Raw genomic sequence first — 26,305 nt, 5'->3', positions numbered from 1 at the left:
CTCAGCCCTCCCTGCGCGGCGGGTGGGGAGCGGCGCCGGATAGCCCCGGGGCCGCGGGCGCCTCCGAGCGGATGGTCACCGCGCGGCCGTGGGCGGGCAGGTCCTCGCTCTCGGACAGCGCCACGATGTCCCGCTCCAGCTCGGCGAGCGCCTCCGGGGAGTACTCGATGACCTGCACGGCCTTCATGAAGGAGGCCGCCTGCAGGCCGGAGGTGAACACCGCGGTGCCGCCCGTGGGCAGCACGTGGTTGGAGCCGGCGGCGTAGTCTCCCAGGGGCACCGGGCTGTGGGGGCCCACGAAGACGGCGCCGGCGTTGCGGATCCGTTCCGCGACCTCCCGCGCGTTGCGGGTGTGGACCTCCAGGTGCTCGGCGGCGTAGGCGTCGGCCACCGCCACGGACTGCTCGAGGCCGTCCGTGAGCACCACCCCGGACTGGGGCCCGCCCAGGGCCGTGGTGATCCGCTCGCGGTGCCGCGCGGCGGGAACCTGCACCGCGAGCTCCCGCTCGACGGCGCGGGCGAGCTCCGAGGAGTCCGTGATCAGCACGGAACCGGCGGCGGGGTCGTGCTCCGCCTGGGAGATCAGGTCCGCGGCCACGAAGCGGGGGTCCGCGGAGTCGTCGGCCAGCACCGCGATCTCGGTGGTCCCGGCCTCGGCGTCCACGCCCACCACGGAGCGCAGCTGGCGCTTGGCAGTGGCCACGAAAATGTTGCCCGGCCCGCTCAGCGTGTCCACGGGCTCCAGGACGTCCTGCCCGTCCGTGACCCCGTACGCCATGGCGGCCAGCGACTGCGCGCCGCCCACGGCCCACACCTCGTCCACCCCCAGCAGTCCCGCGGCGCCGAGGACCACCGGGTGCGGCAACCCCCCGAAGTCCTTCTGCGGCGGGGAGCACAGCACCACGGACTCCACGCCGGCAGCCTGCGCAGGGACCACGTTCATCACCACCGAGGAGGGGTACACGGCGAGCCCGCCGGGAATGTACAGCCCGGCCCGGCGCACGGGCCTCCACCGGTGCGACAGCGTGGCTCCGGGCGCCACCTCGATCGAGACGTCCGAGGGCCGCTGGGCGCGGGCGAACGCGCGGGTGCGGGCGATCGCCGTCTCCAGCCCGTGGCGCACGGCCGGGTCCAGCTCCGCGACGGCCCGCTCGATCTCCTCCGGCGCCACGCGCAGACGCTGCTGGGTCACCCCGTCGAAGCGTCGCGCCAGGTCCTTCAGGGCCGCGGCCCCGCGCTCGCGCACGTCCCGGATGATCTCCCGCACGCTGTCCTCGGCCTCCGCCACGGACGACGCCGCCTGGCGCGGCACCGCACGCCGCAGCTCGTTCCACCCCGGATGCGTCCCGCGCAGGTCGATGACCCGCAGGAAGGAGCGGGCGGGGCCGGAGGGCGGGGAGGTCAGGGGTTGCTCGTTCACGCTTTCAGTCTACAATCGCGCGTCAAAGCGGCCGGAGGACCGGGCGGGGTCGACCGGCCGGGCCCCGCCCGGGCCGGCGCTCAGGCCTCCAGGCACGCGGGACCGAGCAGCACCTTGAGGTCCCCGAACAGCGCGGGCGAGGGGTTCACGCGGTACTCCGGGCCCAGGCGCATCACCTGGGTGCTGCGCCGGGTGTCCAGGTGGATCCGCACCTCCGACTCGCCCCGGTGGTTGCGCAGCACCTCACCGATCCGCCGGATGGTGGCCTCCGTGGCCCGGTGCTCGGGCAGCGCCACGCACACCGGTCCCGACGAGCCGTCCACGCTGAGCTCCGGAACCGTGAGCTCCTGGGCGGAGATGGTGATGGAGCCGTCGTCGCGGCGCTGCATGCGCCCCTTGACCACGCAGATCAGGTCCTCGGAGAGCACCCCGGCGATCGGCGCGTACGCCTTGCCGAAGAACATCACCTCGATGGAGCCCGAGCGGTCCTCGAGCTCCACCCGCGCATAGGCGTTGCCCGAGGACTTCGCGATCCGCCGCGAGAGCGAGGTGATCATCCCGCCGATGGTGACCACGGCGCCGTCGGGCCGGGTGTTCTCCTCGGTGAGCAGCGGCGCGATCGCGGTGTCCGTGTACTGGCCCAGGGCGTCGTCGAGCCCGCGCAGCGGGTGGTCCGAGACGTAGAGTCCCAGCATCTCGCGCTCGAAGGCCAGCAGGTCCTTGCGCTCCCACTCGGGAACGTCCGGGACCTCCACCGAGAAGGTCTCCGTGTCCTCGTCCTCGGCGCCTCCCATGGCGAAGATGTCGAACGTGAACTCGCCGTTGTCCTCCTTCTTCTTCTGCGCCACGACGTCCTCGACGGCCTGCTCGTGGCACATCACCAGGCTGCGGCGCGTGTGCCCCAGCTGATCGAAGGCTCCGGCCTTGATCATGGACTCGATGGTGCGCTTGTTGCACACCACGGCGGGGACCTTGGCCAGGAAGTCCGTGAAGGACGCGAACTTCCCCTGCTCGTTGCGGGCGGTCACCATGGCCTGGACCACGTTGGCGCCCACGTTGCGAACCGCCCCCATCCCGAAGCGGATGTCCGAGCCCACTGGCGTGAAGTTCAGCTCGGACTCGTTGACGTCCGGCGGCAGCACGGTGATGCCCATGTGGCGGCACTCCGTGAGGTACATGGCGAGCTTGTCCTTGTCGTCGCCCACGGACGTGAGCAGGGCCGCCATGTACTCGGCCGGGTAGTGCGCCTTGAGGTACGCGGTCCAGTAGGAGACCAGCCCGTACGCGGCGGAGTGGGCCTTGTTGAACGCGTAGTCCGAGAACGGCAGGAGGATGTCCCACAGCGCCTTGATGGCGGCCTCGGAGTAGCCGCGGTCCACCATGCCCTGGTGGAAGCCCTGGTACTGCTTGTCCAGCTCCGCCTTCTTCTTCTTGCCCATGGCGCGGCGCAGGATGTCTGCCTGGCCCAGGGAGTAGCCGGCCACCTTCTGGGCGATCGCCATCACCTGCTCCTGGTAGACGATCAGCCCGTAGGTGGTTCCCAGGATCTCCGCGAGCGGCTCAGCGAGCTCGGGGTGGATGGGAGTGATCTCCTGCGCACCGTTCTTGCGCAGCGCGTAGTTCGTGTGGGAGTTCGCCCCCATGGGCCCCGGGCGGTACAGCGCGATGGTCGCGGAGATGTCCTCGAAGTTGTCGGGGCGCATGAGCTTGAGCAGCTGCCGCATGGGCCCGCCGTCCAGCTGGAACACCCCCAGGGTGTCCCCGCGCGCCAGCAGCTCGTAGGAGCCGGGGTCGTCGATCGGCAGGTGCTCGAGGTCCAGGACGAAACCGTCCCGGTTGAGCGTGATGTTCTCCAGCGCGTCCGAGATGATGGTGAGGTTGCGCAGCCCCAGGAAGTCCATCTTGATCAGCCCCAGGCCCTCGCACGTGGGGTAGTCGAACTGGGTGATGACCTGCCCGTCCTGCTCGCGGCGCATCAGCGGGATGATGTCGATCAGCGGGTCCGAGGACATGATCACACCCGCGGCGTGGACGCCCCACTGCCGCTTGAGCCCCTCCAGGCCCTGGGCGGTCTCGAAGACCTTCATGGACTCGGGGTCGTCCTCAAGGACCTCGCGCAGCTCTCCGGCCTCGTCGTAGCGCTTGGCGTCCTTGTCGTAGACGTCCTGCAGCGAGATGCCCTTGCCCATCACGTCCGGCGGCATGGCCTTGGTGAGCCGCTCCCCCATGGAGAACGGGTAGCCCAGCACGCGGGAGGAGTCCTTGAGCGCCTGCTTGGCCTTGATGGTGCCGTAGGTGACGATCATGGCCACGCGCTCGTCGCCGTACTTCTCCGTGACGTAGTGGATCACCTCGGAGCGGCGCCGGTCGTCGAAGTCCACGTCGAAGTCGGGCATGGACACACGGTCCGGGTTGAGGAACCGCTCGAAGATCAGTCCGTGGGCCAGCGGGTTCAGCTCGGTGATGCGCATGGCGTAGGCCACCATGGACCCAGCGCCGGAGCCGCGGCCCGGTCCCACGCGGATGCCGTTGTCCTTGGACCAGTTGATGAAGTCCGCGACCACCAGGAAGTAGCCCGGGAAGCCCATCTGGATGATGATCTTCTTCTCGTACTCCGCCTGCTCCCGGACGTCGTCCGGGATGCCGTCCGGGAAACGGTAGTGCAGGCCCTTCTCCACCTCCTTGATGAACCAGGAGGTCTCGTCCTCCCCCTCCGGGGTGGGGAAGCGCGGCATGTAGTTCGCGGAGGTGTCGAAGTCCACCTCGCAGCGCTCGGCGATCTCCAGGGTGTTGTCGCACGCCTCGGGGTGGTCGCGGAAGATCTCCCGCATCTGCTCGGGGGACTTGAGGTAGAACTCGTCCGCGTCGAACTTGAAGCGCTTGGGGTCCTGGAGGGTGGAGCCGGACTGCACGCACAGCAGCGCGGCGTGGGACTTGGCGTCCTCGGCGTGCGTGTAGTGCAGGTCGTTGGTGGCCACGAGCGGCAGGTTCAGGTCCTTGGCGAGCTTCAGCAGGTCCTGGGTGACGCGCTTCTCGATGCCCAGTCCGTGGTCCATGAGCTCGCAGTAGAAGTTCTCGGCACCGAAGATGTCCCGGAACTCCGCGGCGGCTTTGACGGCCTCGTCGTACTGGCCCAGCCGGAGCCGGGTCTGGACCTCGCCGGAGGGGCACCCCGTGGTGGCGATCAGCCCCTTGCCGTACTGGTTGAGCAGCTCCCGGTCCATGCGGGGCTTGTACAGCTGGCCCTCCAGGGACGCCTTGGTGGAGGCCCGGAAGAGGTTCTGCATGCCCTCGCTGGACTGGGCCAGCAGCGTCATGTGCGTGTAGGCACCGGCGCCGGAGACGTCGTCCCGGCCGCCGTCCGCGAACTTCACACGGGTGCGGTCCTGCCGCGCCGTGCCCGGGGTGAGATAGGCCTCCACGCCGATGATGGGCTTGATCCCCGCGGAGCGGGCCTTGTTCCAGAAGTCGAACGCGCCGAAGACGAACCCGTGGTCCGTGGTGGCCAGCGAGTCCATGCCCAGCCGGTGGCACTCCTCGAAGAGGTCGTTCAGGCGCGCGGCACCGTCCAGCATGGAGTACTCGGTGTGCACGTGGAGATGGGTGAAGCCTTTTTTGCCGGTCGCCGAAGTCACCGCACCATTCTAGGCCGCGCCCCGGACATCCCAGCCCCGCCAGAGGGGGCGGGGATCACAGCTGCGGGCCGCCCTCGCGCAGCGTCTCCACCGCGTAGGCCAGGTCCGTGGGGTACGGGCTCTCGTACTCCACCTGCTCCCCCGTGGCGGGGCTGGTGAACCCCAGGCGCTTGGCGTGCAGCCACTGCCTGGTCAGCCCCAGTCCCGCGGAGAGGGCGGGGTCCGCGCCGTAGGTGAGGTCACCGCAGCACGGGTGCTGCAGGGCACTGAAGTGCACGCGGATCTGGTGCGTGCGCCCGGTCTCCAGGTGCACCTCCACGAGCGAGGCGCGCCCGAACGCCTCCAGGACCTCGTAGTGGGTCACGGAGCGGCGCCCGTCCTGCAGCACCGCGAACCGCCACTCGTGGCCGGGGTGGCGCCCGGTGGGCGCGTCGATGGTGCCCGCGAGCGGGTCCGGGATCCCCTGGACGACGGCGTGGTAGACCTTGGTGACCGTCCGCTCCTTGAACGCGCGCTTGAGCAGCGTGTAGGCCCGCTCCTCGCGTGCCACCACCATGAGCCCGGAGGTGCCCACGTCCAGGCGGTGCACGATTCCCTGCCGCTCCGGCGCCCCCGAGGTGGCCACGCTGATCCCCGCACCGGCGAGGGCCCCCACCACGGTGGGTCCCTTCCAGCCGGGGGACGGGTGGGCCGCCACGCCTGCGGGCTTGTCCACCACCACGTAGGAGGGCTCCACGTGCACGAGCCGCAGGTCCGGCACGTGCTGCGGGGCGATCCGGTTCGGGTCCTCCGGCACGGGGACCGAGACCGTGTAGGTCTCGGACACAGCCACCCGGTGTGACTTGGCCACCGGGCGGCCGCGGTGGCTCACGCGCTCCTCCGCGCACAGCTGCGCCGCCGCGGACCGGGACAGACCCGTCCACTCGGCCACGGCGGCGTCGAGCCGGGCGCCGTCCTGCCCCGGGGACGCGGTGAAGCGGGCGTCCTCGTACTCCGGCTCGGAACCGGTGGGTCGGGTGCGCTCAGCGTTCACGGGGGCCCTCCAGGTTGCGGTTGCCCAGCAGCAGCACCAGCACCAGGCCGATGCCCACCACCACACCGCAGTCGGCCACGTTGAAGATCGCGAAGTGCGGCACCGCGATGAAGTCCACCACGTGGCCCCGGCCGAAGCCCGGCTCGCGGAACAGCCGGTCCCCCAGGTTGCCCGCCGCACCGCCCAGGACGAGGCCCAGGGCCAGCGCCCACCACGGGTTCCGCACCCGGCGCAGGGTCCAGAGGATCCCCAGCACCACCGCGGCCATCACGAGCGTGAAGAACCAGGTGGCCCCGGAGCCGAGTGAGAACGCGCCGCCGCTGTTGCGGATGTGCTCCCACCACAGCAGCCCCGGGATCACGGGGTACTGACGACCGGGAACCAGGGACTCGACGACCCACAGCTTCACGAACTGGTCCGCCACGAGGACGGCCACGGCCACGGCCAGGGACATGACGGCGCAGCGGCGGCCCGTCCCGCGAGGAACGGGGGCCGCCGCTGCGTGCGGGGTGGAGTCGGTCACCGGCGCTTACTTGAGGCCGGTGCGCTTGCCGGTCCCGTCCGCGGGAGCCAGCGAGCCGGTGCTGTCGAGCTCGCGCAGCTGACCGTTGATGAAGCTCTTGAGGTTGCCGCGGTAGTCGGCCTCGAAGCCGCGCAGCTGGGCCACTGCGGCCTCCAGGTCCACCTTCTCGTTCTCGAGGGAGGAGAGGGTCTGCTCGCGAGTGCGGCGGCCCTCCGCCACGAGGTGGTCCGCCTGGGTGCGGCCCTCGGTGATCAGGCGCTCACGCTCGGCCTGGCCCTGGGAGACGTAGTCGTCGTGCAGCTTCTGCGCCATGGCCAGCACGGCCGCGGCGGACTGTGCGGACTCGCCCGAGGGGGCGGTCGTGCCCGCGCCGTGCGCGGCGGAGGACTGAGTGGCCGCGGGAGCGGCCGACGAGGTGGTGGCCGCGGCGGCGGCCTGCGTGGTCTCCGTGTCCTGCGCCGCGGTGGTGGCCGGGGCCACCGTCGTGGACTCGGTCACGGGGCGGGAACCGGCCTCGGAGGACGCGGTCTCGGAGGACACCTCGGGGGTGGAGGCGGACTCGGTGGTGGCCTCGGGGGCCTCCTCCGGCTTGCCACCCAGGGACTCGACCTGCTTGCGCAGGGACTCGTTCTGCTGGTGCAGGCGGCGCAGCTCCACGACCACCTCGTCCAGGAAGTCGTCCACCTCGTCCTGGTCGTAGCCCTCGCGGAACTTGGTGGGCTGGAACCGCTTGTTGATGACGTCTTCGGCTGTGAGAGCCATGGGTGTTCCTCCTAGGTGAGCTGAACCGTTCGGTTCGGGGGTGGGAGCGGGTGGCACCGCGCGAGCGGGCACCCGTGAAACGGAGTCCGGCTCAGGATACAACCGCGCATCCGCGGCCGGGGTCGAGGCGTCACACGCGCAGCAGCAGCGAGGCAACCACGTTCTGCAGGATGCTGACGGCGAAGACCAGGATCAGGAAGCCCAGGTCCAGCGCCACGCCGCCGAATCGCAGCGGGGGCACGAGGCGGCGCAGGGCCTTCATGGGCGGGTCGGTCAGGGAGTAGACGGTGGACGCGGCCACCAGTGCGAGGCCCCGGGGCCGCCACCCGCGCGCGAACATCTGGATCCAGTCGAGCACGAGACGCGCGATCAGCGCGATGTACAGGACGTGGATCAGCAGGTAGACGATCGACAGCGCGAGGTTCACGGTCAGCCCTCGACCTGCTCGAGGGGTGCGGGCTCCTCGTCGATCTCGTCGTGGTGGCCCTGGTCGCGGACCTCCACGAAGGAGGGCGTGAGCAGGAACACCTTGGCGGTGACGCGCTCGATGGACCCGTGCAGCGCGAACACCAGCCCGGCGGCGAAGTCCACCAGCCGCTTGGCCTCGGCCTCACCCATGTCGGAGACGTTCATGATCACCGGAGTGCCGTCCCGGAACGCCTCCCCGATGGATTTGGCGTCGTTGTACGACCGGGGGTGCACTGTGGTGATGGTGCGCAATTCGTTGTCGTCCTCTCGGGAGCTGGGAGCCCGCTTGATGGGGGTCACGGGGGCTCGGTACTCGGGGGAACGGCGCGCCACGGAGGTGCTGCCGCTCTCGCTCGGGGCGGCGGCGGGGCCGTCGGTGCTCCGGGGGCTCTCCCGGGGGCGGGGGGTCTCTTCGGAGATGTACTCGTCGTCGCTCTCGGCCAGCCCGAGATAGACCATGGTGCGACGCAGCGCTCCGGCCATGTTCTCTCCTCAATCCTTCAGCGGGGGGCGACGTGCATCGGCCCGCATGTCGTCCGTCTTTACGCTACCGCACCGCGGGACGTGGCCCGAGGACATCGGAGCCCACGCGCACGTGCGTGGCACCGGCGTGCACGGCGGCCTCGAGGTCCCCGCTCATGCCCGCCGAGATCGCGCGGGCGTCCGGGTGGTCCCCGCGCAGGGCGCTGGAGATCTCCCACAGCCGCTCGAAGGCGGGGGCGGGCTCACCCTCCCGGGGCGCCACCGCCATGACCCCGCCCACGCGCAGTCCCTCGGTCGCCGCGACCGCATCCGCGAGCTCCGCGACCACTGCCGGGTGGGCACCGCCACGGGTGTCCTGTGCCGCGGCATCCGGGTCCAGGTTCACCTGCAGCAGGCACGTGAGGTCCTCCCGGGCGCACGGCCCGGCGGGGGTCTCGCCCGCGGCCACCGCCTCCCGGTGGGCGCGCACGGCCCTGCCCAGGGCGGTGACCAGTGAGGGCCGGTCCACGGAGTGCACCCAGGAGGCGTAGCGGACCACGTGCTTCGCCTTGTTCGACTGCAGCTGCCCCACGAAGTGCCACGCCGGCGGGCTCACCGGGGGCTGCTGGGCCGCCAGGGCCTCCGCCACCTCCCGCGCCTTGGGGCCGGCCTCCTGGTCCTTGTTCTCCCCCACCGCACGCACCCCGAGGTCCCGCAGGCGCAGGACATCCGCTGCGGGGAAGAACTTGGTGACCACCACGAGCGCGGGCAGCTCTCCGCCGTGGGCGCGCTCCTGCGGGCGCTGCGCGGCGGCGTCGAGGATTCGGCCGCGCACCGTGGCGAGCCGCTGGGCGAGCTCGGCGGTGCGGTGGGCGGTCTCTTCGGGAACGGGGAGTGAATTCTCGGGGTTCATGCAGCGTCCTGGATGTGGGTGGGCCACACGATCCCGGCCAGTCGTCCGGGGGTGTGGTCGCGTCGGTAGGAGAACAGCCCCGCGTGCTCCAGGGTGCACCACGCGGTGCGGTCGGCACCCTCCGGGGCCACCGTGACGCCGTGGGCTTCGAGCAGGCGGCGGGCGGCCCCCGGGAGGTCCAGCCCGGGCGTGCCCTGGCGGGTGGTGGTGGCGATCCCGGGCAGCACCCGCTCCGCGTCCGCCGCCATCTCGGCGGGGACCTCGTAGCAGTCCCCGCACACGGCCGGACCGATCCACGCGCGCAGGTCCTCGGCGCCGCGTTCCCGCAGCGCCTCCACGGTGCGTTCCAGCACCCCGTCCAGCAGACCACGGCGGCCGGCGTGGGCCACCGCGAGGAGGGGGGCGGTCCCGCGCTCCGCGCCGGGCGCCCGTCCCACGAGGACCACCGGCAGGCAGTCCGCAGTGAGGATGCCCAGGGGCGTGCCGTCCGCGCTCACGGCGGCATCCGCCTCGGGGGCGGTGGCGGGCACCGCGGTGCCCGTGACGTCGTGGACCACGGTGCCGTGGACCTGGTGGACGTAGCGCACCGGGGCGACGCCCAGCCCGTCTTCCAGCGCACGACGCCGCCGGGCCACCTCCGCGGGGTCGTCGCCCGTGTGCGCCGCCAGGTTGCCCTCCGACGCGTCCGTGAACGCGATGCCCGCGCTACCCCAGTCCGTCCGGAACCACATCTGCTCTCCCCCTCGGCGCGCACCGCGTCACCGCGGTCGCCGTGTCTTGTTCGGCGCTCCCCGGCCAGTGCGGAGGAGCGTGTCGTGGAACGTGACGGGGGTGGCCACCCGGCTGGGTGGCCACCCCCGTCACGCGGTCGGCGCGGTGGATCCGTGTCGGCTCCCCCGTGCTGGGGGCGGCGTGGTGGTCCGGTGCGCGGTGCGGGTGCGCGGCACCCCCGAGGTCACTTCAGGAAGTCCGGGAAGTCCAGGGAGTCCTTGCGGGCGGTGCCGTGGGGGGCGGACGAGGAGTCCGTCTCCGCGGGCAGGTCCACGTCGAACCCGGCGTCGTCCGGGATGTCGTCCTCCTGGGTGCGGCGGGAGCCGAGGGCGGAGGTCGGCGCCGCGTAGGAGCTGCCCCCGCGCTGCGGGGAGCGGCCCACGCCCGAGGGACGGGAGGCGTCCCCGCCGAAGGCCGCACGGGTGTTCTCCGCCTGGCGCTGGGCCGGGGAGGAGTTGTTCGCGTTGGTCTCCTGGGAGACGGAGTCGAAGCCCGCGGCGATGACGGTCACGCGCGCCTGGTCCCCCAGGGCGTCGTCGATCACGGCACCGAAGATGATGTTGGCCTCCGGGTGGGCCACCTCCTGCACGAGGCGCGCGGCCTCGTTGATCTCGAACAGGCCGAGGTCCGAGCCGCCCTGGATGGACAGCAGCACACCGTGGGCACCGTCGATGGAGGCCTCCAGCAGCGGAGAGGCGATGGCGAGCTCGGCGGCCTTCACGGCACGGTCCTCGCCCTGCGCGGAGCCGATGCCCATGAGGGCGGAACCCGCACCCTGCATCACGGACTTCACGTCCGCGAAGTCCAGGTTGATCAGACCCGGGGTGGTGATGAGGTCGGTGATGCCGGAGACACCGGAGAGCAGGACCTGGTCCGCGGACTTGAAGGCGTCCAGCATGGAGACGTTGCGGTCGGAGATGGAGAGCAGCCGGTCGTTGGGGATGACGATGAGCGTGTCCACCTCGTCCCGCAGGGTCTCGATGCCGTTCTCCGCCTGGTTGGAGCGGCGGCGGCCCTCGAAGGTGAACGGACGGGTGACCACGCCAATGGTCAGTGCGCCGAGCGAGCGGGCGATGCGCGCCACCACGGGCGCGCCGCCGGTGCCGGTGCCGCCGCCCTCACCCGCGGTCACGAAGACCATGTCCGCGCCCTTGAGAACCTCCTGGATCTCCTCCTCGTGGTCCTCCGCGGCCTGGCGCCCCACGTCCGGGTTGGCGCCGGCGCCGAGACCACGGGTCAGCTCGCGGCCGACGTCGAGCTTGACGTCCGCGTCCGACATCAGCAGCGCCTGGGCGTCCGTGTTGATGGCAATGAACTCGACACCGCGCAGACCTTCCTCGATCATGCGGTTCACGGCGTTCACACCGCCGCCGCCGATGCCGACCACCTTGATGACGGCCAAGTAGTTCTGGGGGGTTGAGGAGTCCATATGCACCTAACTCGCGTGGGCTTGCGGGGATGTGGGAATGACGCGATGGGGGAAGTCTCAAGTTTTACGTGAATGTCACGGTATTCGAGTCACCCTGTGTCCTGTTCGTTCCAATGTGGGTAAGGATACCAACCATCGGGTCCCGTCCCTACCATGTCTTCGCGTGTTACCGGGATGTTCCAAGAATGGACGGACGCCCCTGACATGCAACCTTCACCTGAAAGTCTTGACCTTCCGCGACGTGGTTCAGGAGACCACCGGGTGCAGCGGCGCGGACACGTCGATCAGCGTGGCCCCGGCTGCCTGGCCGGAATTCACCAGCGCGGCGATCACCTGCGCCTTCACGTCGCTGTCGCTCGCGTCCCCCCACCGGACCTTCGCGCCGTCCTTGAACGTGAGCTCCACGGCCGAGCCGGACGGTGCGGCGGCGGCGTCCAGGCGCGAGAGCACGTCCGCCGGCAGCGCGGCCAGCACCGCCGAGACGTCCTGGAAGGTCTGCGTGCTCAGCACCGCCCGCCCACCGGAGACCACCGGCACGTCCGGACGCTGCGCCCTGGGCACAGTGCTGAGAGGCTTGCCCTCCGAGTCCACGAGCACCAGGGAGGAGCCGTCCTCGACCACGGCCACGCCCACGCGCTCGTGCAGCTGCACGGAGATGGTGTGGGGCGGTCGGAAGGAGACGTCCACGGACTTCACCTGCGGGACGTCGCCCACCGAGGCCCGCACGTCCTCCTTGGAGATCCGGGTCATGGGCACGCCCTCGTAGCCGGAGAGGGCCTCGCGCACCTTCGCGGGGTCGGTGAGCGTGGCTCCCTGCACGTCGATGGTGCGGGTGGCGAACAGCGGCGAGAAGAACACCGCGACGACCAGCACCACGAGCACCAGCAGCGACAGCAGCACCGCGAGCAGCCTGGTGCGACGACGCCGCCGCGCGGGGCTGGGCGGGAACGGCACCACGGTGGTGGCGTCGCCGTCCCCCTCCCCCGCTCCGGGTCCTGCCTCCGCCGCGCGGGTGGCCCGCCGCCGCGCCCGCCACGAGGAGAACCTGCCGCCCGACTCGGGGACGGCCTCGAACTCGCCGGTGTCCAGGCGGGTGACCTTGGCGTCGTCGTTGACCCGCACGGGCGGGTCTGCGGGGTGGGCGCTCTCAGCATCCTCGGGCGCGGCCGCGGTGGAGCCGGTGCCCCGGGGAGGGAGCGCCGTCGCCTCGGCGCCGCCCCGGGAGGCAGCGGTCCGAGAGGCGGTGTCTCCGGACGTGGCGTCATCCACCGTGGCGCGGTCGTCGGAGGTGCCGGGGGTGACGGCGCGCGGTTCGCGGGGCTCGCCGTCCGCCGAGGGCTGGTGGGGTGGGGTGGAGCGTGCCATCAGCGCAGCGCCAGGGCCGCGAGCAGCTGGGGGCCGAGGGCCGTGACGTCACCGGCGCCCACCGTCATGACCACGTCACCGGGCTCGGCGCGGGCGAGCACGGTGCGGATCGCCTCCTCGGCGGAGGGTGTGGAGACCACTCGACCGTCGCGGGCGTGGTCGGTGATCGTGGCCCCGGTGATGCCGGGCTCCGGCTGCTCGCGGGCCCCGAAGACGTCCAGGACGCACGCGAGGTCCGCAGCCTCCAGTGCGCGGCAGAACGGCTCTGCGAACTCGCGGGTGCGGGAGTAGAGGTGGGGCTGGAACACCACGAGCACCCGGTGGCCCTGCGCCACGTCCCGCGCGGCGGCCAGCGCGGCGGACACCTCGGTGGGGTGGTGGGCGTAGTCGTCCACCACGCGCACGGAGGCCGCCTCCCCCTTCAGGTCGAAGCGGCGGGCCGAGCCGTGGAAGTCGGCGAGCCCGGCGAGCAGCGCCTCGGGCTCGGCGCCCGCGGCGAGGCCCGCGGTGAAGGCCGCGGCGGCGTCGGCCACGTTGTGGGCCCCCGGCACGGCCAGGGTCAGCTCGGCCTCGTGCCGCCGCTCCCCCACCGGGTAGCTGAGCCGGCACGCGGCTCCCGTGCCCCGGGGGGTGGCGCCCGAGACGCGGACGTCCGCGGCGGGGTCCGTGCCGTAGGTCAGGACGGCGCCACCGAGCTCGGCGCGACGCCGTGCCAGGCGCGCGGCGCCGTCGTCGTCCGCGCAGGCCACCAGCACCCCGTCGGGGCTGATGGTGTCGGAGAACTCGTCGAAGGCCCGGTGGAAGGCCTCGGCGGTGCCGTAGTGGTCCAGGTGGTCGGGCTCCACGTTGGTGACCACCGCGATCCGCGGGTGGTAGGCCAGGAAGGAGCCGTCGGACTCGTCCGCCTCCGCCACGAACCACTCGCCGTCCCCGAGACCCGCGTTGGCACCGAGGTCCGCGACGAACGCCCCGATCGCCCAGGACGGGTCCAGGCCCGCGGCGCGCAGGGCCACGGTGGTCATGGAGCTCGTGGTGGTCTTGCCGTGGGTGCCCGCGACCGCGATGACGTGGCGCCCGTGCATGGCCGCCGCGAGGGCCTGGGAACGGTGCAGCACGGTGGCCCCCGCGGCGCGCGCGGCGGCCAGCTCGGGGTTCTCGGGCCTGATGGCCGTGGACACCACCACCGTGTCGGCGCCCGCGACGTGCTCGCCCGCCTGGCCCACGAACACCGTGGCGCCCAGCGACTCCAGCTCGCGCAGCCCCGGGGAGTCCTTGGCGTCCGAGCCGCTGACCGGCACACCACGCGCGAGCAGCAGCCGGGCCACGGCGGACATGCCCGCGCCGCCCATGCCGATGAAGTGCACGCGGCCCAGCGCGTGGGGGTCGAGGGGCTGCTGGTTGTTCACGGGTGTCTCCTGTGGGCGAGGGGGAAGGGGTCAGGCGCGGGCGGCGTCGAGCGTGAGGCGGGCCATCACCTGGGCGGCGTCGCGCACACCGTGCGAGGCCGAGGCGCGCGCCATGGTCTCCAGGCGGGCGGTGTCGGTGACGAGCGGGGCCACGGTGTCCCGGTAGAACGCGGGGGTGAACTCCGCGTCCGGGACGAGCTGCGCGCCACCGGCGGCAACGAGCGAGCGGGCGTTGAGTGCCTGCTCCCCGTTGCCGATGGGCAGGGGCACGAACACCGCAGGCAGGCCGACGGCCGCGACCTCGCACACCGTGGCGGCACCGGCACGGGCCACGAGCAGGTCCGCCGCGGCGTAGACCGTCTCCATCCCGTCCACGAACTCCGTCTGCACGTAGTGCTCCGCGCGCAGCAGCTCGCCGTCCGGGGTGCGCACCTCCTTGGCGCGCCCGGTGACGTGGAGCAGCTGGTAGCCCTGCTCGCCGACCTCCTGGGCGATGGCGGCCACGGTGCGGTTCATGGACTGCGCGCCGGACGAGCCGCCCGTGACCACCACCGTGGGCAGGTCTGGCTCCAGGCCCAGCGCCAGGCGGGCGGACTTCCGCCGCGCGGCGCGGTCCAGGGTGGCGATCTCCTCCCGCATGGGCATGCCCACGGTGCGGGCACCCCGCAGCGGCGTGTCCGGGAAGGCGGTCGCCACGACCGACGCGAAGCGGGCGCCCACGCGGTTGGCGATCCCGGGCTTCGCGTTCGCCTCGTGGATCACCACGGGGATCCGACGCCGGGCGGCCGCCAGGTACACGGGCGTGCAGACGTAGCCGCCCACGCCCACCACCACGGTGGCCTGGCGGGAGTCCAGGATTCGGCCGGCCTGCTGGACGGCCGTGGCCATCCGGCGCGGCAGGCGCAGCAGGTCCGCGGAGGGCCTGCGGGGCAGGGGGACGCGCTCGATCAGCTCCAGGTCCACGCCCGCGGCGGGCACCAGACGCGTCTCCATGCCGGAGGCGGTGCCCACGGCGCACACGCTCGCGTCCGCCCTCGCCTCCTGGATGGCGTGGGCGATGGCGAGCAGGGGGCTGATGTGCCCGGCGGTGCCACCGCCTGCGAGCACCACGCGCGCGGAGCCCGCGCGCTGCACGGGGTGGTCGGTGTGGTCCGTGGACGTCATCCTCGTCCCCTTTCGATTCGTCGGCTCAGGCGCTGCCGCCAGGGGACGCGGGGACCGGCCGGATCCGCCTCGAAGCCGCGCTCCCGCGCCTCCTGGGCGTCCAGGATCCGGTCCTCGGGATCGCCCCCGGCCGTGCGGTCCGTGCGCACACGGACGGTGCTGGGCACCCGGGCGAAGGACATCACCACGCCCACGGCCGCCATGGTCATCAGCAGCGCGGAACCACCGTAGCTGATGAACGGCAGCGGGATGCCGATCACCGGGAGCAGCCCCGTGACCATGCCCAGGTTCACGAACGCCTGCCCCACGAGCCACGTGGTGACGCACGCGGTGGCGATCCGCACGAACGTGCTGCGGGTGCGGGTGAGGATCCGGGCCATGGCCACCACCATGACGATGAACAGGGCCAGGATGATCACGGTGCCCACCAGGCCGAGCTCCTCCCCGATGATCGAGAAGATGTAGTCGTTGTGCGCCTCGGGCACGTAGTTGTACTTCAGGCGGGACTGACCGAGCCCCACGCCCCACCAGCCGCCGGTGGCCAGGGCGTTGAGGCCCTGCTGCGCCTGCCAGCACGCGTCCGTGGCACCGCAGTCCCCGAACAGCCAGCCGGTGATGCGGTCCAGGCGGTGCGGTGAGGTGACCACCAGGAACAGCCCGGCGGCCGCGAGCAGCGCGGCACCGCCGGCGAAGATCCTCAGGGGGGCGCGCACGAACCACAGGGAGGCCGCGTAGATCAGGGCGAAGACGATGGCGGTCCCGGCGTCCCCACCGGCCAGTGTGAGCCCGGTGGGCACGATGAACCCGCCGAAGGAGGGCCACAGGGCCTTCTTCCAGTCCTGCTCCACCTCGCGTCCCTGCCGGGCGAACAGCGCCGCGAGCCAGATGCACAGCGCGAGCTTGGCGATCTCGGAGGGCTGGACGGACTGGCCGCCGATCACGAGCCAGTTGCGGTTGCCGTTGACCTCGCGCCCCAGGGGGGTGAACACGAGCGCCGAGATGAACACGCTCACCAGCCACGCCGGCCACGCGAGCTTCACGTAGAACCGCGTGGGGACCACGGACAGGCCGAGCATGGCCACGAGACCGAGGACACCGAAGAGCACCTGCCGCCCGAACAGGGCGTAGGCGGAGCGGGAGTCGGAGATGGACTCCACGGCCGAGGCCGAGAGGACCATCATCACGCCGATGCCGGTCAGCAGGACCACGCACCCGGCCAGCGCGTAGTAGGAGTGCACGAGCGGCCCGTCCGTGACCTGGTGCCACAGCCGGCGGGCCCGGGTGCTCAGTGCCGCTCCGGCGGGACGGTGCCCGTGGGCTTCCCCGGGCGTCTCCACGGTCCGCGTGGTGCCGCCGGCCCGTGTGCTGCCGGGGGTGCGCGCGGCCATCACAGCCCCAGCTCCTCACGCACGCTGCGGGCGAAGGAGTCGCCGCGGTCGGCGTAGTTGGCGAACTGGTCCATGGACGCGGCCGCCGGGGCCATGAGGACGGTGTCCTGGGGCGCGGCGTGCTCGCGGGCCAGGGACACCGCGCGGCGCATCACGGCGTGGCCGTCCGAGGGGTCCGCGCCCTCCTGGGTTCCGTCCGGGGTGGCGGTGAGGACGGGGACGTCCGGGGCGAGGCGCACGAGGGAGTCCAGCAGGGCGGCGTCGTCCGTGCCGATGACCACAACGGCCCGCAGGCGCCCGGCGTTGTCCCGCACCAGGTCGTCGTAGGTGACGCCCTTGGAGAGCCCGCCCGCGATCCACACCACGGGGTCGAACGCGGACAGCGAGGCCTGCGCGGCGTGCGGGTTGGTGGCCTTGGAGTCGTTGATCCAGCGCACGCCGTCCTGCTCGGCGACGAGCTGGATGCGGTGGTCCCCGGGACGGTACGCGCGCAGCCCGTCCCGCACGGCCTCCGGCTCCACACCCGCGGCGCGGGCGAGCGCTGCGGCGGCCAGGGCGTTGGCCACCCCGTGGCGCGTGGGGATGGCGCCCGTGTCCGCGACCGTGCCGATCTCCGCCGCACTGTGCTGCCGGTCCGCCACGAACGCCCGGTCCACGAGCAGCTCCTCCACGACCCCCAGCATGGACAGCCCCGGGTGCTGGGTGGTGAAGCCCACGGCACGGCAGCCCTCGACCACGTCCGCCTCCGCGACGAGCTCCTCCGCGCCCTGCTGCTCGGCGTTGTAGACGCACGCCACCTGGGTGTTCTCGTACACGCGGGACTTGTCCGCGCGGTAGTTCTCGAAGCTGCCGTGCCAGTCCACGTGGTCCTCCGCCACGTTGAGCACCACGGAGGCCAGCGGGGAGACGGAGTGGGCCCAGTGCAGCTGGAAGCTGGAGAGCTCCACGGCCAGGACGTCGTACTCCACGGGGTCCCGCAGCGCGTCCAGGACGGGCGTGCCCACATTGCCCACGGCCACAGCTTTCAGGCCCGCGGCCTGCAGGATGGCCGCGGTCATCCCCACGGTCGTGGTCTTGCCGTTGGTCCCGGTGATGCACAGCCACTGCGGGGTCCTGCGGCCCGCACGGCGGTTCAGGCGCCAGGCGAGCTCCACGTCCCCCCAGATCTGCACACCCTCCTCGCGCGCCGCGACCAGCAGCGGGTGCGTGGGCCGGATCCCCGGGGACGTGACCACCAGCTGGGGGCGCTCCCCCGCCACATCCGGCAGCCGGGTCATGGCGTCCGGCCCCAGCACGACGTCGCTCGCGCCCACGATCTTCAGGGTGTCCGCGCTCTGCCGGGTGCGCTCGGTGTCCCCGGCGTCCAGGACGGTGACCACCGCCCCGAGCTCGACCAGTGTGTCCGCCGCCGCGAAACCGGACACGCCGATGCCCGCGACCACCACGCGCAGCCCGGCCCAGGGCGCGTCCCAGCTGGTCAGCTCCGCCAGGCGGGGGTCCTCCAGGACGGGGTTCTCGTTGCTCGCGTGCATCATGGCCGGTGTCTGCCTCATCCTCGTGGGGAACGGGTGGTCGGGGGCCCGGTGCGGGCCGGGCGGGTGCTCAGTGCTGGTCGGTGGTGCTCAGTGCTGGCGGGGTTCGGCTCAGTGCAGGACTTCGGTGCCGGGGAAGGCACCGCCGTTGTGGAGCAGCCAGTCGCCGTAGAACACGCCCAGTGCCGCGGCCGCGAAGAGCCCCGCGACGATCCAGAAGCGGACCACGATGGTGACCTCCTGCCAGCCCTTGAGCTCGAAGTGGTGCTGCAGGGGCGCCATCTTGAAGATGCGCTTGCCGTGGGAGAGCTTGAAGTAGCCCACCTGCAGGATCACGGACAGCGTGATGACCACGAACAGCCCGGCGATCAGCACCAGCAGCAGCTCGGTGCGGGAGAGCACCGCGAAGGCCGCGAGCGCGCCGCCCAGTCCCAGGGACCCGGTGTCGCCCATGAAGATCTTGGCCGGGGAGGTGTTCCACCACAGGAACCCGATGAGCGAGCCCACCAGGGCCGCGGCGACGATGGAGAGGTCCAGGGGGTCGCGCACCGCGTAGCACGCGGCCTCGTCCAGGTTCTCGCAGAGGTGCCCCGCCTGCCACAGGGTGATGAGCATGTAGCCGCTGAACACCAGGATGGAGGCGCCCGTGGCCAGACCGTCCAGCCCGTCCGTGAGGTTCACGGCGTTGGTGGTGCCCGTGGCGATCAGGTTCACCCACACCACGAACAGGATCAGCCCGAGCACCGGTCCGGCGAACGCGAGGTCCAGACCCGTGTCCCGGGTCCAGGAGATCGCGGTGGCGGCGGGAGTGTTGCCCGCGGCGTCCGGGAAGAACAGCACGAGCACCGCGAAGGCCGTGCCGATCGCGCCCTGCAGGACCATCTTCCCCGCGGCGGTCAGTCCCAGGTTCTGCTTCTTGGAGATCTTCTTGTAGTCGTCCAGGAACCCCACGAGTCCCATGCCGAGCATGAGGCCCAGGGCCAGAATCCCGGACAGGCTCACTCCCCCGTTCTCGGGCCAGGCGACCACACTGACCAGGTGGGTGAGCAGGTACGCGGCCACCACGGACAGCAGGATGGCCACGCCGCCCATCGTGGGGGTCCCGCGCTTGGTCTGGTGGGACGTGGGGCCGTCGTCGCGGATGTACTGGCCGTAGCCGCGGCGGGCCAGGACCTTGATCAGGGCGGGGGTGCCGAAGATGGAGAACACGAGACCGAGTCCCGCGGCCATGAGCAGTTGGATCATGGGGCTCAGCCCTCCTGGTCGGTGGAGTCGGACCCGGCGGCCGCGATGCGGTCGCCCAGGTGGTTCAGTCCGGCGGCATTGGAGGACTTCAGCAGCACGATGTCCCCGGGTCGCAGCACCTCGTGCAGGTACTGCTCGGCGTGCTCGGCGTCCGGGACCCAGGCGGCCTCCTCACCCCAGGAACCCTCCAGGGTCGCGGCGGTGTAGACCGGCCGGGCGGTGTCCCCCACCGCGAGCACGTGCGAGATGTTGAGGCGCACGAGCAGCTGGCCGAGGTCCGCGTGCGCGGCGATCGACTCGTCCCCCAGCTCGTACATCCCGCCCAGCACCGCAATGGTGCGCCGGGCGGGGTGCTCGTCGTCCCCGCGTCCGAGCCGCGCGAGCGTCTGGAGGGCCGCCTTCATGGACTGCGGGTTGGCGTTGTAGGCGTCGTTGATGACCGTCACCCCGTCGGTGCGGTCGGTGCGCTCCATGCGCCACCGGGAGCGGGCGCCGCGGCCCTCGAGCCCCGCGGCGATCCGCTCCGGATCCACCCCGGCGCCCCAGGCCACCGAGGCGGCCGCGAGCAGGTTGGTCACGTGGTGCTCACCGATCAGCCGGGAGTGCACCGGGTGGGCAGAGCCGTCCGGGAAGTGCAGGGTGAAGGACGGGCAGCCGTCCGCGTCCGTGACGACGTCCTCCGCCCACACCCGCGCGTCCTCGTGGTGGGGGTCGTGGGCGTCCGGGCCCTGCCCGAAGGACACGATGCGCGCCCGGGTGCGCTCGCGCATGGCACGCACGCGGGCGTCGTCGTCGTTGAGCACGGCCGTGCCCTCCGGGGAGAGGCTCTCCACCATCTCGCCCTTGGCGCGCGCGATGTTCTCCACGCCGCCGAACTCGCCGGCGTGGGCGGTGCCCACGCACAGCACGGCGCCCACGTCCGGACGGACCATCTCGCACAGGTAGTGGATGTTGCCGATGTGGGTGGCGCCCATCTCCACCACGAAGAACTCGGTGTCCTCGGTGGCGGTGAACACGGTGAGCGGCACGCCCACCTCGCCGTTGTAGGAGTTGCGCGGTGCCACGGTGGGGCCCTCCGCGGAGAAGATCCCGTGGAGCAGGTCCTTGGTGGTGGTCTTGCCCACCGACCCGGTCACGGCCACGACCGTGACGGGGTGCGCCGCCCGCAGCTGGTCGAGCACGTGGCTCGCGAGCGCGCCCATGGCAAGCACCACGTCCTCCACGACCACGCAGGGGTAGGGGGTCCCGGACTCGTCCGCGACCTCGCGCTCAGTGAGGTGCAGCACGGCCCCGGCCGCGGCGGCCTGCGGCACGAAGCGGTGGCCGTCGGTGCTCTCACCCGGCTTGGCCACGAACAGGGTGCCCGCCGTGACCTCGCGGGAGTCGGTGGTGACCGCGGTGACGGTCACGGACCCGGGGTCCGCGACGCCCACGAGCCGCCCGGCCACTGCTGCCGCGACCTGCGCGGCGGAGATGGCGATCATTTCTGCTCCTTCGTCTGCGCGTGCAGGCCCGCCAGGGCGTCACGCAGCTCCACGCGGTCGTCCAGGGGGACGTCCACGCCGTTGACATCCTGTGTGGTCTCGTGCCCGCGTCCCGCCACGACCACGCAGTCCTCGGGGCGGGCCATGCGCACCGCCGTGCGGATCGCGGTGGCGCGCGGTTCGACGACCAGCACCTCTGAGGCGCGGGCGCCCCGCGCCACGGCCTCGCGGGCACCCTGCGCCACCTGCTCGCGGATCGGGCCAGGCTCCTCGGCGTGGGGGTCGTCGTCCGTGACGAGCACCACGTCCGCCTCCTCCGCAGCAACCCGGCCCATGACGGGACGCTTGGTGGTGTCCCGCTGACCGGTGGCGCCGAAGACCACGATCAGGCGGCCGCCGTCCTCACGCGGGTCCACCGAGCGCAGCGAGCGCACCAGGGCGTCGGGGTTGTGCGCGAAGTCCACGAGCGACGTGGGGGCCGTGCCGACAAGCTCCATCCGGCCCGGGACGCTCGCGGTCAGCGGGTCGTGCTCGTCCAGCGCGCGCTGCAGGGTCTCCAGGTCCACCCCGGAGTCCAGGACCATGAGCACGGCCAGCGCGGCGTTGGCCACGTTGAACTCGCCGGGCAGCCCGGTGTGCGCGCGCAGCTGCCGGCCGTCGGTGTGGCGCAGCACGAACGAGGTGCCGATGCCCACCCGTGTGAGGGAGTCCAGGGTCCAGTCCGCGGGGTCCGGCCCGGCCGAGGCCGTGTCGTGCCCGCGCAGAGCCACCGTGCTGACGTTCGACTCCCCGAGGTTCTCGCGGGCACGCCGCGCCATGGCCTCGCTCCACGGGTCCTCCCGCGAGAGGACGACGACGGCGCGCCGCGTCCGTTCGCTCGTGAACAGCCGGGCCTTGGCCTCGAAGTACTCGGTCATGGACCCGTGCAGGTCCAGGTGGTCCTGGGTGAGGTTGGTGAACCCGGCGACGTCGTAGTGCACACCGTCCACGCGGTGGTACTCCAGGGCGTGGGAGGAGACCTCCATGGCCGTGGCCGTGATGCCTCGCTCGCGCATCAGCGCGAGCAGCGAGTGCACGTGCGGCGCCTCGGGTGTGGTGAGCCGCGACGGGATGGGGGTGTCCCCGGCGAGGATCTCGATGGTCCCGATCAGACCCGTGGTGTGGCCGAGCGCCCGCAGCAGCGACGTGATGAAGTAGGTGGTGGTCGTCTTGCCGTTCGTCCCCGTGACCGCGAAGAGCTCCTGTCCCGTGCCGTCAGCCGGCTGGGAGTCGTAGAGCGCGGCGGCCACGGGACCCACCCACGAGCGCGGCTGCGGGCTCACGAGCACCGGCACCGCCACACCGGCGGCGGCGATCGCACGGGCCCCCTCCGGGTCGGTGAGCACGGCCGCGGCACCGGCGGCCGCGGCGTCGGCGGCGAAGCGCGCCCCGTGGACCTGCGCCCCGGGCAGCGCGGCGTAGAGGTCTCCCGGCTGGACATCGCGGGAGTCCAGCACCACGCCGGTGACCACCGCGGTGGAGTCCCCGTCCGCGGTGACCGTGCCCGCGGGAACCGGCTGCGCACCGGTGAGGGCGGCCAGCTGCCGCACCGTGTGGGGCACGGGGCGGGAGGGCCGCATGCTCTGGGCGTCGGCGCCGTTGTGGGGGGATGCCACCATAGAAATCCTCTTCGAACCTGTCTGCGAACGTTCCCCGTCCGCCCGGGCCGGCGCGTGGCCGGTGGTTGCTGGTGGTGCGTGCTCCTGCGTGGGCAGTTTAGCCCTGGGACTCGTCCCGGCCGGGCTGGGGCCAGGTCTGGTCCAGGGCGTTCTCCGGGGTCACGCTCTTCTTGATGTTCTCGGGAACCTGCATGGGGTACTCCGGGCCCTTCGTGGTGGAGGGAGCCACGTTGTAGTGGTGCAGCACCTGGGACATGATCGTGGAGAACGTGGTGGTGACCCCCAGGGTGTGCACGTCGCCCTGGGGCCGCTGCATGGTCACGGCCACCAGGTACTGGGGGTCCTCCATGGGAGCCACGCCCACGAAGGACGTGGTGTAGCCCGAGTACCCGCCATCGGCGCTGGGGGCCTCCGCGGTGCCGGTCTTGCCGCCCACGCGGTAGCCCGGGACGGCCGCCTCCTTCGCGCCGCCCTGCGTGACCACGTTCTCCATCACGTCCAGTGCCTGCTGGGCGGCGGCCTCCGAGATGACCTGCTTGGGCTCGGGGCTCTGCGGGGTGCTCACCGTGCCGTCCGCGGCCGTGGTGGAGTCCACGATCCGCGGCTCGATCTGCCGGCCCTTGTTCGCCACGGCCTGGAAGATGGAGGCCGTGCGCAGCGGGGTCTGCGAGACGCCCTGACCGAAGAGCACGGTGTACTCCTGGCGCGCGTCCCACTGCGCCGCCGGGGAGAGGATGCCCGTGGACTCACCGGGCAGCTCGATGCCCGTGGGCTGGCCCACCCCGAAGTTCTCCAGGTTGTCGTGGCGGGTCTCCTTGTCCATCTTGGATCCCATGATCACGGTGCCCGTGTTCATGGAGTCCCCGATGATCCCCGCCACCGTGCGGTTCTGCTGGCCGTGGTCGAAGGCGTCGGTGATCTTCTCGGAGCCGATCTGCAGGTACGGCGGCACCGTGATCTGGGTCTCCGGTGAGACGATGCCCCGGTCCAGCACCCCGGCCAGGGTGGCGATCTTCTCGGTGGAGCCGGGTTCGACGGCCTGGGTCACGGCACGCACGGAGGTGTCCTCCGCCTTGGCCTCACCCGGCACGTTCGGATCCACCGACGAGGTGTCCGCGAGCGCGAGCACCTTGCCGGTCTTCACGTCCATGACCACCGCGGTACCCCACTCGGCCTTGAGCTGCTTGGCGCGCTCCCGCACCGCCTGCTCCGCGAAGAACTGGACGTCGCTGTCCAGTGAGAGCTTCACGTCCGAGCCGTTCTGCGCGGCCTTCTGCTCCTGCGGGGCCACCGGGATCCGCACCCCGTCCCCGGAGATCTCGAAGCGCCGCTCCCCGTCCGTGCCGCGCAGGGAGGCGTCCTGCGTCTGCTCGATGCCTCCCAGGGCTTGGGAGTCACCGCCCAGGAAACCCACCACGGACCCGCCCAGGGAGCCGTCCGGGTAGCTGCGCTGGAACGTGGGCTGGCCGTAGACGTAGGGCAGGTTCAGCTCACGCAGCGCGTTGTACTGCTCGGGGGTCACCCCGCGGGCCACGTAGTTGAAGCTCTTGTCCCCGTCCAGGGCCTTCTTGACGTCGGTGTCCTTCATCCCGAGCGCGTCGGCGATCTGGTACACGGCCTGGGTGGGGGTCACGGTCTGGGTGGAGCCGTCCTTCTTGGGCACCGCCACCTCGGCCACCGCGGTCTGGTCCACCGTGATGTCGTAGCGCTGCAGCGTGCGGGCGAGCACCGTGCCGCGGCTGTCCGTGATCTCGCCGCGCACCGCGGGGATCGGCTCCACGAGGGTGCGCTGGGCCGCGGCGGCCTCCGCCCGGCCGCCGGGGTCCAGGCCCTGGACCCAGAACAGGCGCCCGACGACGAGCAGCAGCAGAACCAGGAGCAGGGCAATGCCCACGTGCGTGCGCGAGTAGGGCCTCAGCAGACGGTTCCTGCGCGCGGATGGTGCTGGCACGGTGTTCCTCGATTCCTGGACGTCGACGTGGTGGGGCCACCTCCGATGGGGGCTGGATCCGGTCCGACGCACGGACCGGCGGCGTCACTGACCGGGTGCGCGCTGGGACGGGGCGGGAACGGAACCCCCGTTGAGGTCCCTGGCCTCGTCCGCCTTCTGCTCGGCCTCACGCTGGGCGGTCTTCTTGTCCGCCTCCTCCTTGGCGCGCTTCTCCGCGCGCTCCTCGGCCGCCTTGCGGTTGGCCTCCGCGGCGTCGGAGCCCTTCATCTCGGCGGGGGGCACCAGGATGTCCTGCGTCTCCCCCGCCTCGGCGGCACGGGTGGGGGCCGTGACCTTGCCCGTGGACAGGTCGATGCTGCCCACGTCCTTGGCGAGGACCATGCCGAGGTCGTTGGCGCGGGCCGCGAGGTTCTGCGGGGCGGAGTCCGCCTCGATGTCCTGGGTCAGCGCCTCGTTCTCCTGGGAGAGGGCGCGCTCCTGGCCCGTGAGATCCGTGAGCTCGTACTGGCCCTGGGTGATCTGGATGTTCAGCAGCAGGATCCCCACGAGGGCCGCAGCCAGGGCGAGGGCGCACATCACCACGGTGGAGAGCCGACTGCGGCGGGACACGCGCCGCGGCACCACGGAGAGGGGCTGACGGCCGGCGGGCGCGCCGCGCCGGGAGCCCGGGCCGGGTGAGGGGGTGCTCGCCGCGCTGCTCATCGTGTTCTCCCCGGTGTCGTGGACTCCCGCAGCCGCTCGACCGCCCGCAGCCGGGCGGAGGCCGCGCGCGGGTTCTCCAGCGTCTCCTGCTCGTCGGCCCGCTCGGCCCCACGGGTGAGGACCCGGAGCACCGGCTGGTGCTCCGGCAGCTCCACGGGGAAGCCCCGTGGGGCCGTGGAGCGCGCACCGGCCGCGAACTCCTGCTTGACGATTCTGTCCTCCAGGGAGTGGTAGCTCATGGCCACGACACGCCCACCCACCCTGACGGTTTCCAGGGCGGCGGGGACCGCCCGCTCCAGGACGTCCAGCTCCTCGTTGACCTCGATCCGCAGCGCCTGGAAGGTCTGCTTGGCGGGGTGGCCCTTCTTGTGCTGGGCCCCGGCAGGAACCGCCGCACGCACCACGTCCACGAGCTGCGCGGTGGTGCGCAGCGGAGCCTCGGCCCGGGCCGCCACGATCCCACGCGCGATCCGGGACGCGAAGCGCTCCTCGCCCCACCGGTGGATGATCTCCCGCAGCCGCCCCTCCGGGTACTCGTTGACCACGGTGGCCGCACTCAGCTCGGCGTGGGAGTCCATGCGCATGTCCAGGGGGGCGTCGAAGGAGTAGGCGAAACCCCGGTCGCGCTCGTCCAGCTGGAGGGACGAGACGCCCAGGTCGAAGAGCACGCCGTCCACCCGCCGCACCCCGGCCTGCGCCGCCGCATCCGCGATGTGGTCGTAGGTGGTGTGGATGCTCGTGAAGCGGGAGCCGAATCCCGCGAGCCGCTCACCGGCCAGTTCCAGGGCCTGGGGGTCGCGGTCGATGCCCACGACACGCAGGCGGGGAAAGCGCTCGAGCATCGCGTGGGTGTGGCCCCCCATGCCCAGGGTGGCGTCCACCACCACGGGCTCCGGCACCTCCAGGGCCGGGGCGAGCAGGTCCAGGCACCGGTCCAGCAGCACGGGAACGTGTCGCCGCTCGGCGGGCGCGTCTTCCATGCCGGGGCTCCTGG

21 protein-coding genes are annotated in these 26,305 nt (G+C 72.1%); all 21 read right to left on the bottom strand.

Features of this window, described 5'->3' with window-relative positions:
- Position 1: 1 nt before the first annotated feature.
- Positions 2-1,420 (bottom strand): histidinol dehydrogenase, encoded by a 1,419-nt coding sequence (hisD, locus tag Q4A22_RS10695; protein WP_303179343.1) that lies wholly within the window; start codon positions 1,418-1,420, stop codon positions 2-4.
- 80 nt (positions 1,421-1,500) lie between these two features.
- The gene (dnaE, locus tag Q4A22_RS10690; RefSeq protein ID WP_303179342.1) at positions 1,501-5,055 is read right to left on the bottom strand and encodes a DNA polymerase III subunit alpha; all 3,555 of its coding nucleotides are present in this window, start codon (positions 5,053-5,055) and stop codon (positions 1,501-1,503) included.
- A gap of 55 nt (positions 5,056-5,110) precedes the next feature.
- The gene (locus tag Q4A22_RS10685; protein WP_303179341.1) at positions 5,111-6,088 is read right to left on the bottom strand and encodes an RluA family pseudouridine synthase; all 978 of its coding nucleotides are present in this window, start codon (positions 6,086-6,088) and stop codon (positions 5,111-5,113) included.
- Entirely contained in the window at positions 6,078-6,611 is a 534-nt protein-coding gene (lspA, locus tag Q4A22_RS10680; protein WP_303179339.1) for a signal peptidase II, read from the bottom strand. Before lspA ends, Q4A22_RS10685 begins: the two co-directional genes overlap by 11 nt.
- A gap of 6 nt (positions 6,612-6,617) precedes the next feature.
- The gene (locus Q4A22_RS10675) at positions 6,618-7,373 is read right to left on the bottom strand and encodes a DivIVA domain-containing protein (protein WP_303179337.1); all 756 of its coding nucleotides are present in this window, start codon (positions 7,371-7,373) and stop codon (positions 6,618-6,620) included.
- A 130-nt stretch (positions 7,374-7,503) separates the two neighbouring features.
- Complete coding sequence (locus tag Q4A22_RS10670; protein WP_303179335.1) at positions 7,504-7,800, bottom strand: YggT family protein; 297 nt, start codon at positions 7,798-7,800, stop codon at positions 7,504-7,506.
- A gap of 2 nt (positions 7,801-7,802) precedes the next feature.
- Positions 7,803-8,324, bottom strand: a complete 522-nt coding sequence (locus Q4A22_RS10665; protein WP_303179334.1) for a cell division protein SepF — start codon at positions 8,322-8,324, stop codon at positions 7,803-7,805.
- Positions 8,325-8,388: 64 nt separating this feature from the next.
- Positions 8,389-9,216, bottom strand: coding sequence for a YggS family pyridoxal phosphate enzyme (locus Q4A22_RS10660; protein WP_303179333.1), 828 nt, complete (start codon positions 9,214-9,216; stop codon positions 8,389-8,391).
- On the bottom strand, positions 9,213-9,947 hold the full coding sequence (locus tag Q4A22_RS10655; protein ID WP_303179332.1) for a polyphenol oxidase family protein: 735 nt from the start codon (positions 9,945-9,947) through the stop codon (positions 9,213-9,215). Before Q4A22_RS10655 ends, Q4A22_RS10660 begins: the two co-directional genes overlap by 4 nt.
- A 224-nt stretch (positions 9,948-10,171) precedes the next feature.
- A complete protein-coding gene (gene ftsZ / locus Q4A22_RS10650; RefSeq protein WP_303179330.1) occupies positions 10,172-11,416 on the bottom strand; it encodes a cell division protein FtsZ in 1,245 nt (414 codons plus the stop codon).
- 246 nt (positions 11,417-11,662) lie between these two features.
- A complete protein-coding gene (locus Q4A22_RS10645; protein ID WP_303179328.1) occupies positions 11,663-12,781 on the bottom strand; it encodes a cell division protein FtsQ/DivIB in 1,119 nt (372 codons plus the stop codon).
- On the bottom strand, positions 12,781-14,187 hold the full coding sequence (gene murC / locus Q4A22_RS10640; RefSeq protein WP_303179326.1) for a UDP-N-acetylmuramate--L-alanine ligase: 1,407 nt from the start codon (positions 14,185-14,187) through the stop codon (positions 12,781-12,783). Before murC ends, Q4A22_RS10645 begins: the two co-directional genes overlap by 1 nt.
- 30 nt (positions 14,188-14,217) lie before the next feature.
- Complete coding sequence (murG, locus tag Q4A22_RS10635; protein ID WP_303179324.1) at positions 14,218-15,351, bottom strand: undecaprenyldiphospho-muramoylpentapeptide beta-N-acetylglucosaminyltransferase; 1,134 nt, start codon at positions 15,349-15,351, stop codon at positions 14,218-14,220.
- Positions 15,348-16,739, bottom strand: a complete 1,392-nt coding sequence (ftsW, locus tag Q4A22_RS10630) for a putative lipid II flippase FtsW (RefSeq protein WP_303179322.1) — start codon at positions 16,737-16,739, stop codon at positions 15,348-15,350. Before ftsW ends, murG begins: the two co-directional genes overlap by 4 nt.
- On the bottom strand, positions 16,739-18,274 hold the full coding sequence (gene murD, locus Q4A22_RS10625; protein WP_303179319.1) for a UDP-N-acetylmuramoyl-L-alanine--D-glutamate ligase: 1,536 nt from the start codon (positions 18,272-18,274) through the stop codon (positions 16,739-16,741). Before murD ends, ftsW begins: the two co-directional genes overlap by 1 nt.
- Before the next feature lie 108 nt (positions 18,275-18,382).
- Positions 18,383-19,516, bottom strand: coding sequence for a phospho-N-acetylmuramoyl-pentapeptide-transferase (mraY, locus tag Q4A22_RS10620; protein WP_303179317.1), 1,134 nt, complete (start codon positions 19,514-19,516; stop codon positions 18,383-18,385).
- Positions 19,517-19,521: 5 nt separating this feature from the next.
- Positions 19,522-21,000, bottom strand: a complete 1,479-nt coding sequence (gene murF, locus Q4A22_RS10615) for a UDP-N-acetylmuramoyl-tripeptide--D-alanyl-D-alanine ligase (protein WP_303179315.1) — start codon at positions 20,998-21,000, stop codon at positions 19,522-19,524.
- The gene (locus Q4A22_RS10610; RefSeq protein ID WP_303179313.1) at positions 20,997-22,658 is read right to left on the bottom strand and encodes a UDP-N-acetylmuramoyl-L-alanyl-D-glutamate--2,6-diaminopimelate ligase; all 1,662 of its coding nucleotides are present in this window, start codon (positions 22,656-22,658) and stop codon (positions 20,997-20,999) included. The genes murF and Q4A22_RS10610 overlap by 4 nt, the downstream gene beginning before the upstream one ends.
- Before the next feature lie 97 nt (positions 22,659-22,755).
- Positions 22,756-24,609: a penicillin-binding protein 2 gene (locus Q4A22_RS10605; protein WP_303179312.1), complete on the bottom strand. Its 1,854-nt coding sequence runs from the start codon at positions 24,607-24,609 to the stop codon at positions 22,756-22,758.
- An 84-nt stretch (positions 24,610-24,693) separates the two neighbouring features.
- Positions 24,694-25,311 carry a hypothetical protein gene (locus Q4A22_RS10600; protein ID WP_303179309.1) on the bottom strand — a complete coding sequence of 206 codons (618 nt, stop codon included), beginning with the start codon at positions 25,309-25,311 and terminating at the stop codon, positions 24,694-24,696.
- On the bottom strand, positions 25,308-26,291 hold the full coding sequence (rsmH, locus tag Q4A22_RS10595) for a 16S rRNA (cytosine(1402)-N(4))-methyltransferase RsmH (protein WP_303179306.1): 984 nt from the start codon (positions 26,289-26,291) through the stop codon (positions 25,308-25,310). Before rsmH ends, Q4A22_RS10600 begins: the two co-directional genes overlap by 4 nt.
- Between the last annotated feature and the right edge of the window lie 14 nt (positions 26,292-26,305).

This window comes from Kocuria sp. (assembly GCF_030530945.1).
In the GTDB taxonomy this organism is placed as follows: domain Bacteria; phylum Actinomycetota; class Actinomycetes; order Actinomycetales; family Micrococcaceae; genus Kocuria.
Note: the sequence above shows the minus strand (reverse complement) of the source record. Positions and strands in the feature narration are given on the sequence as shown.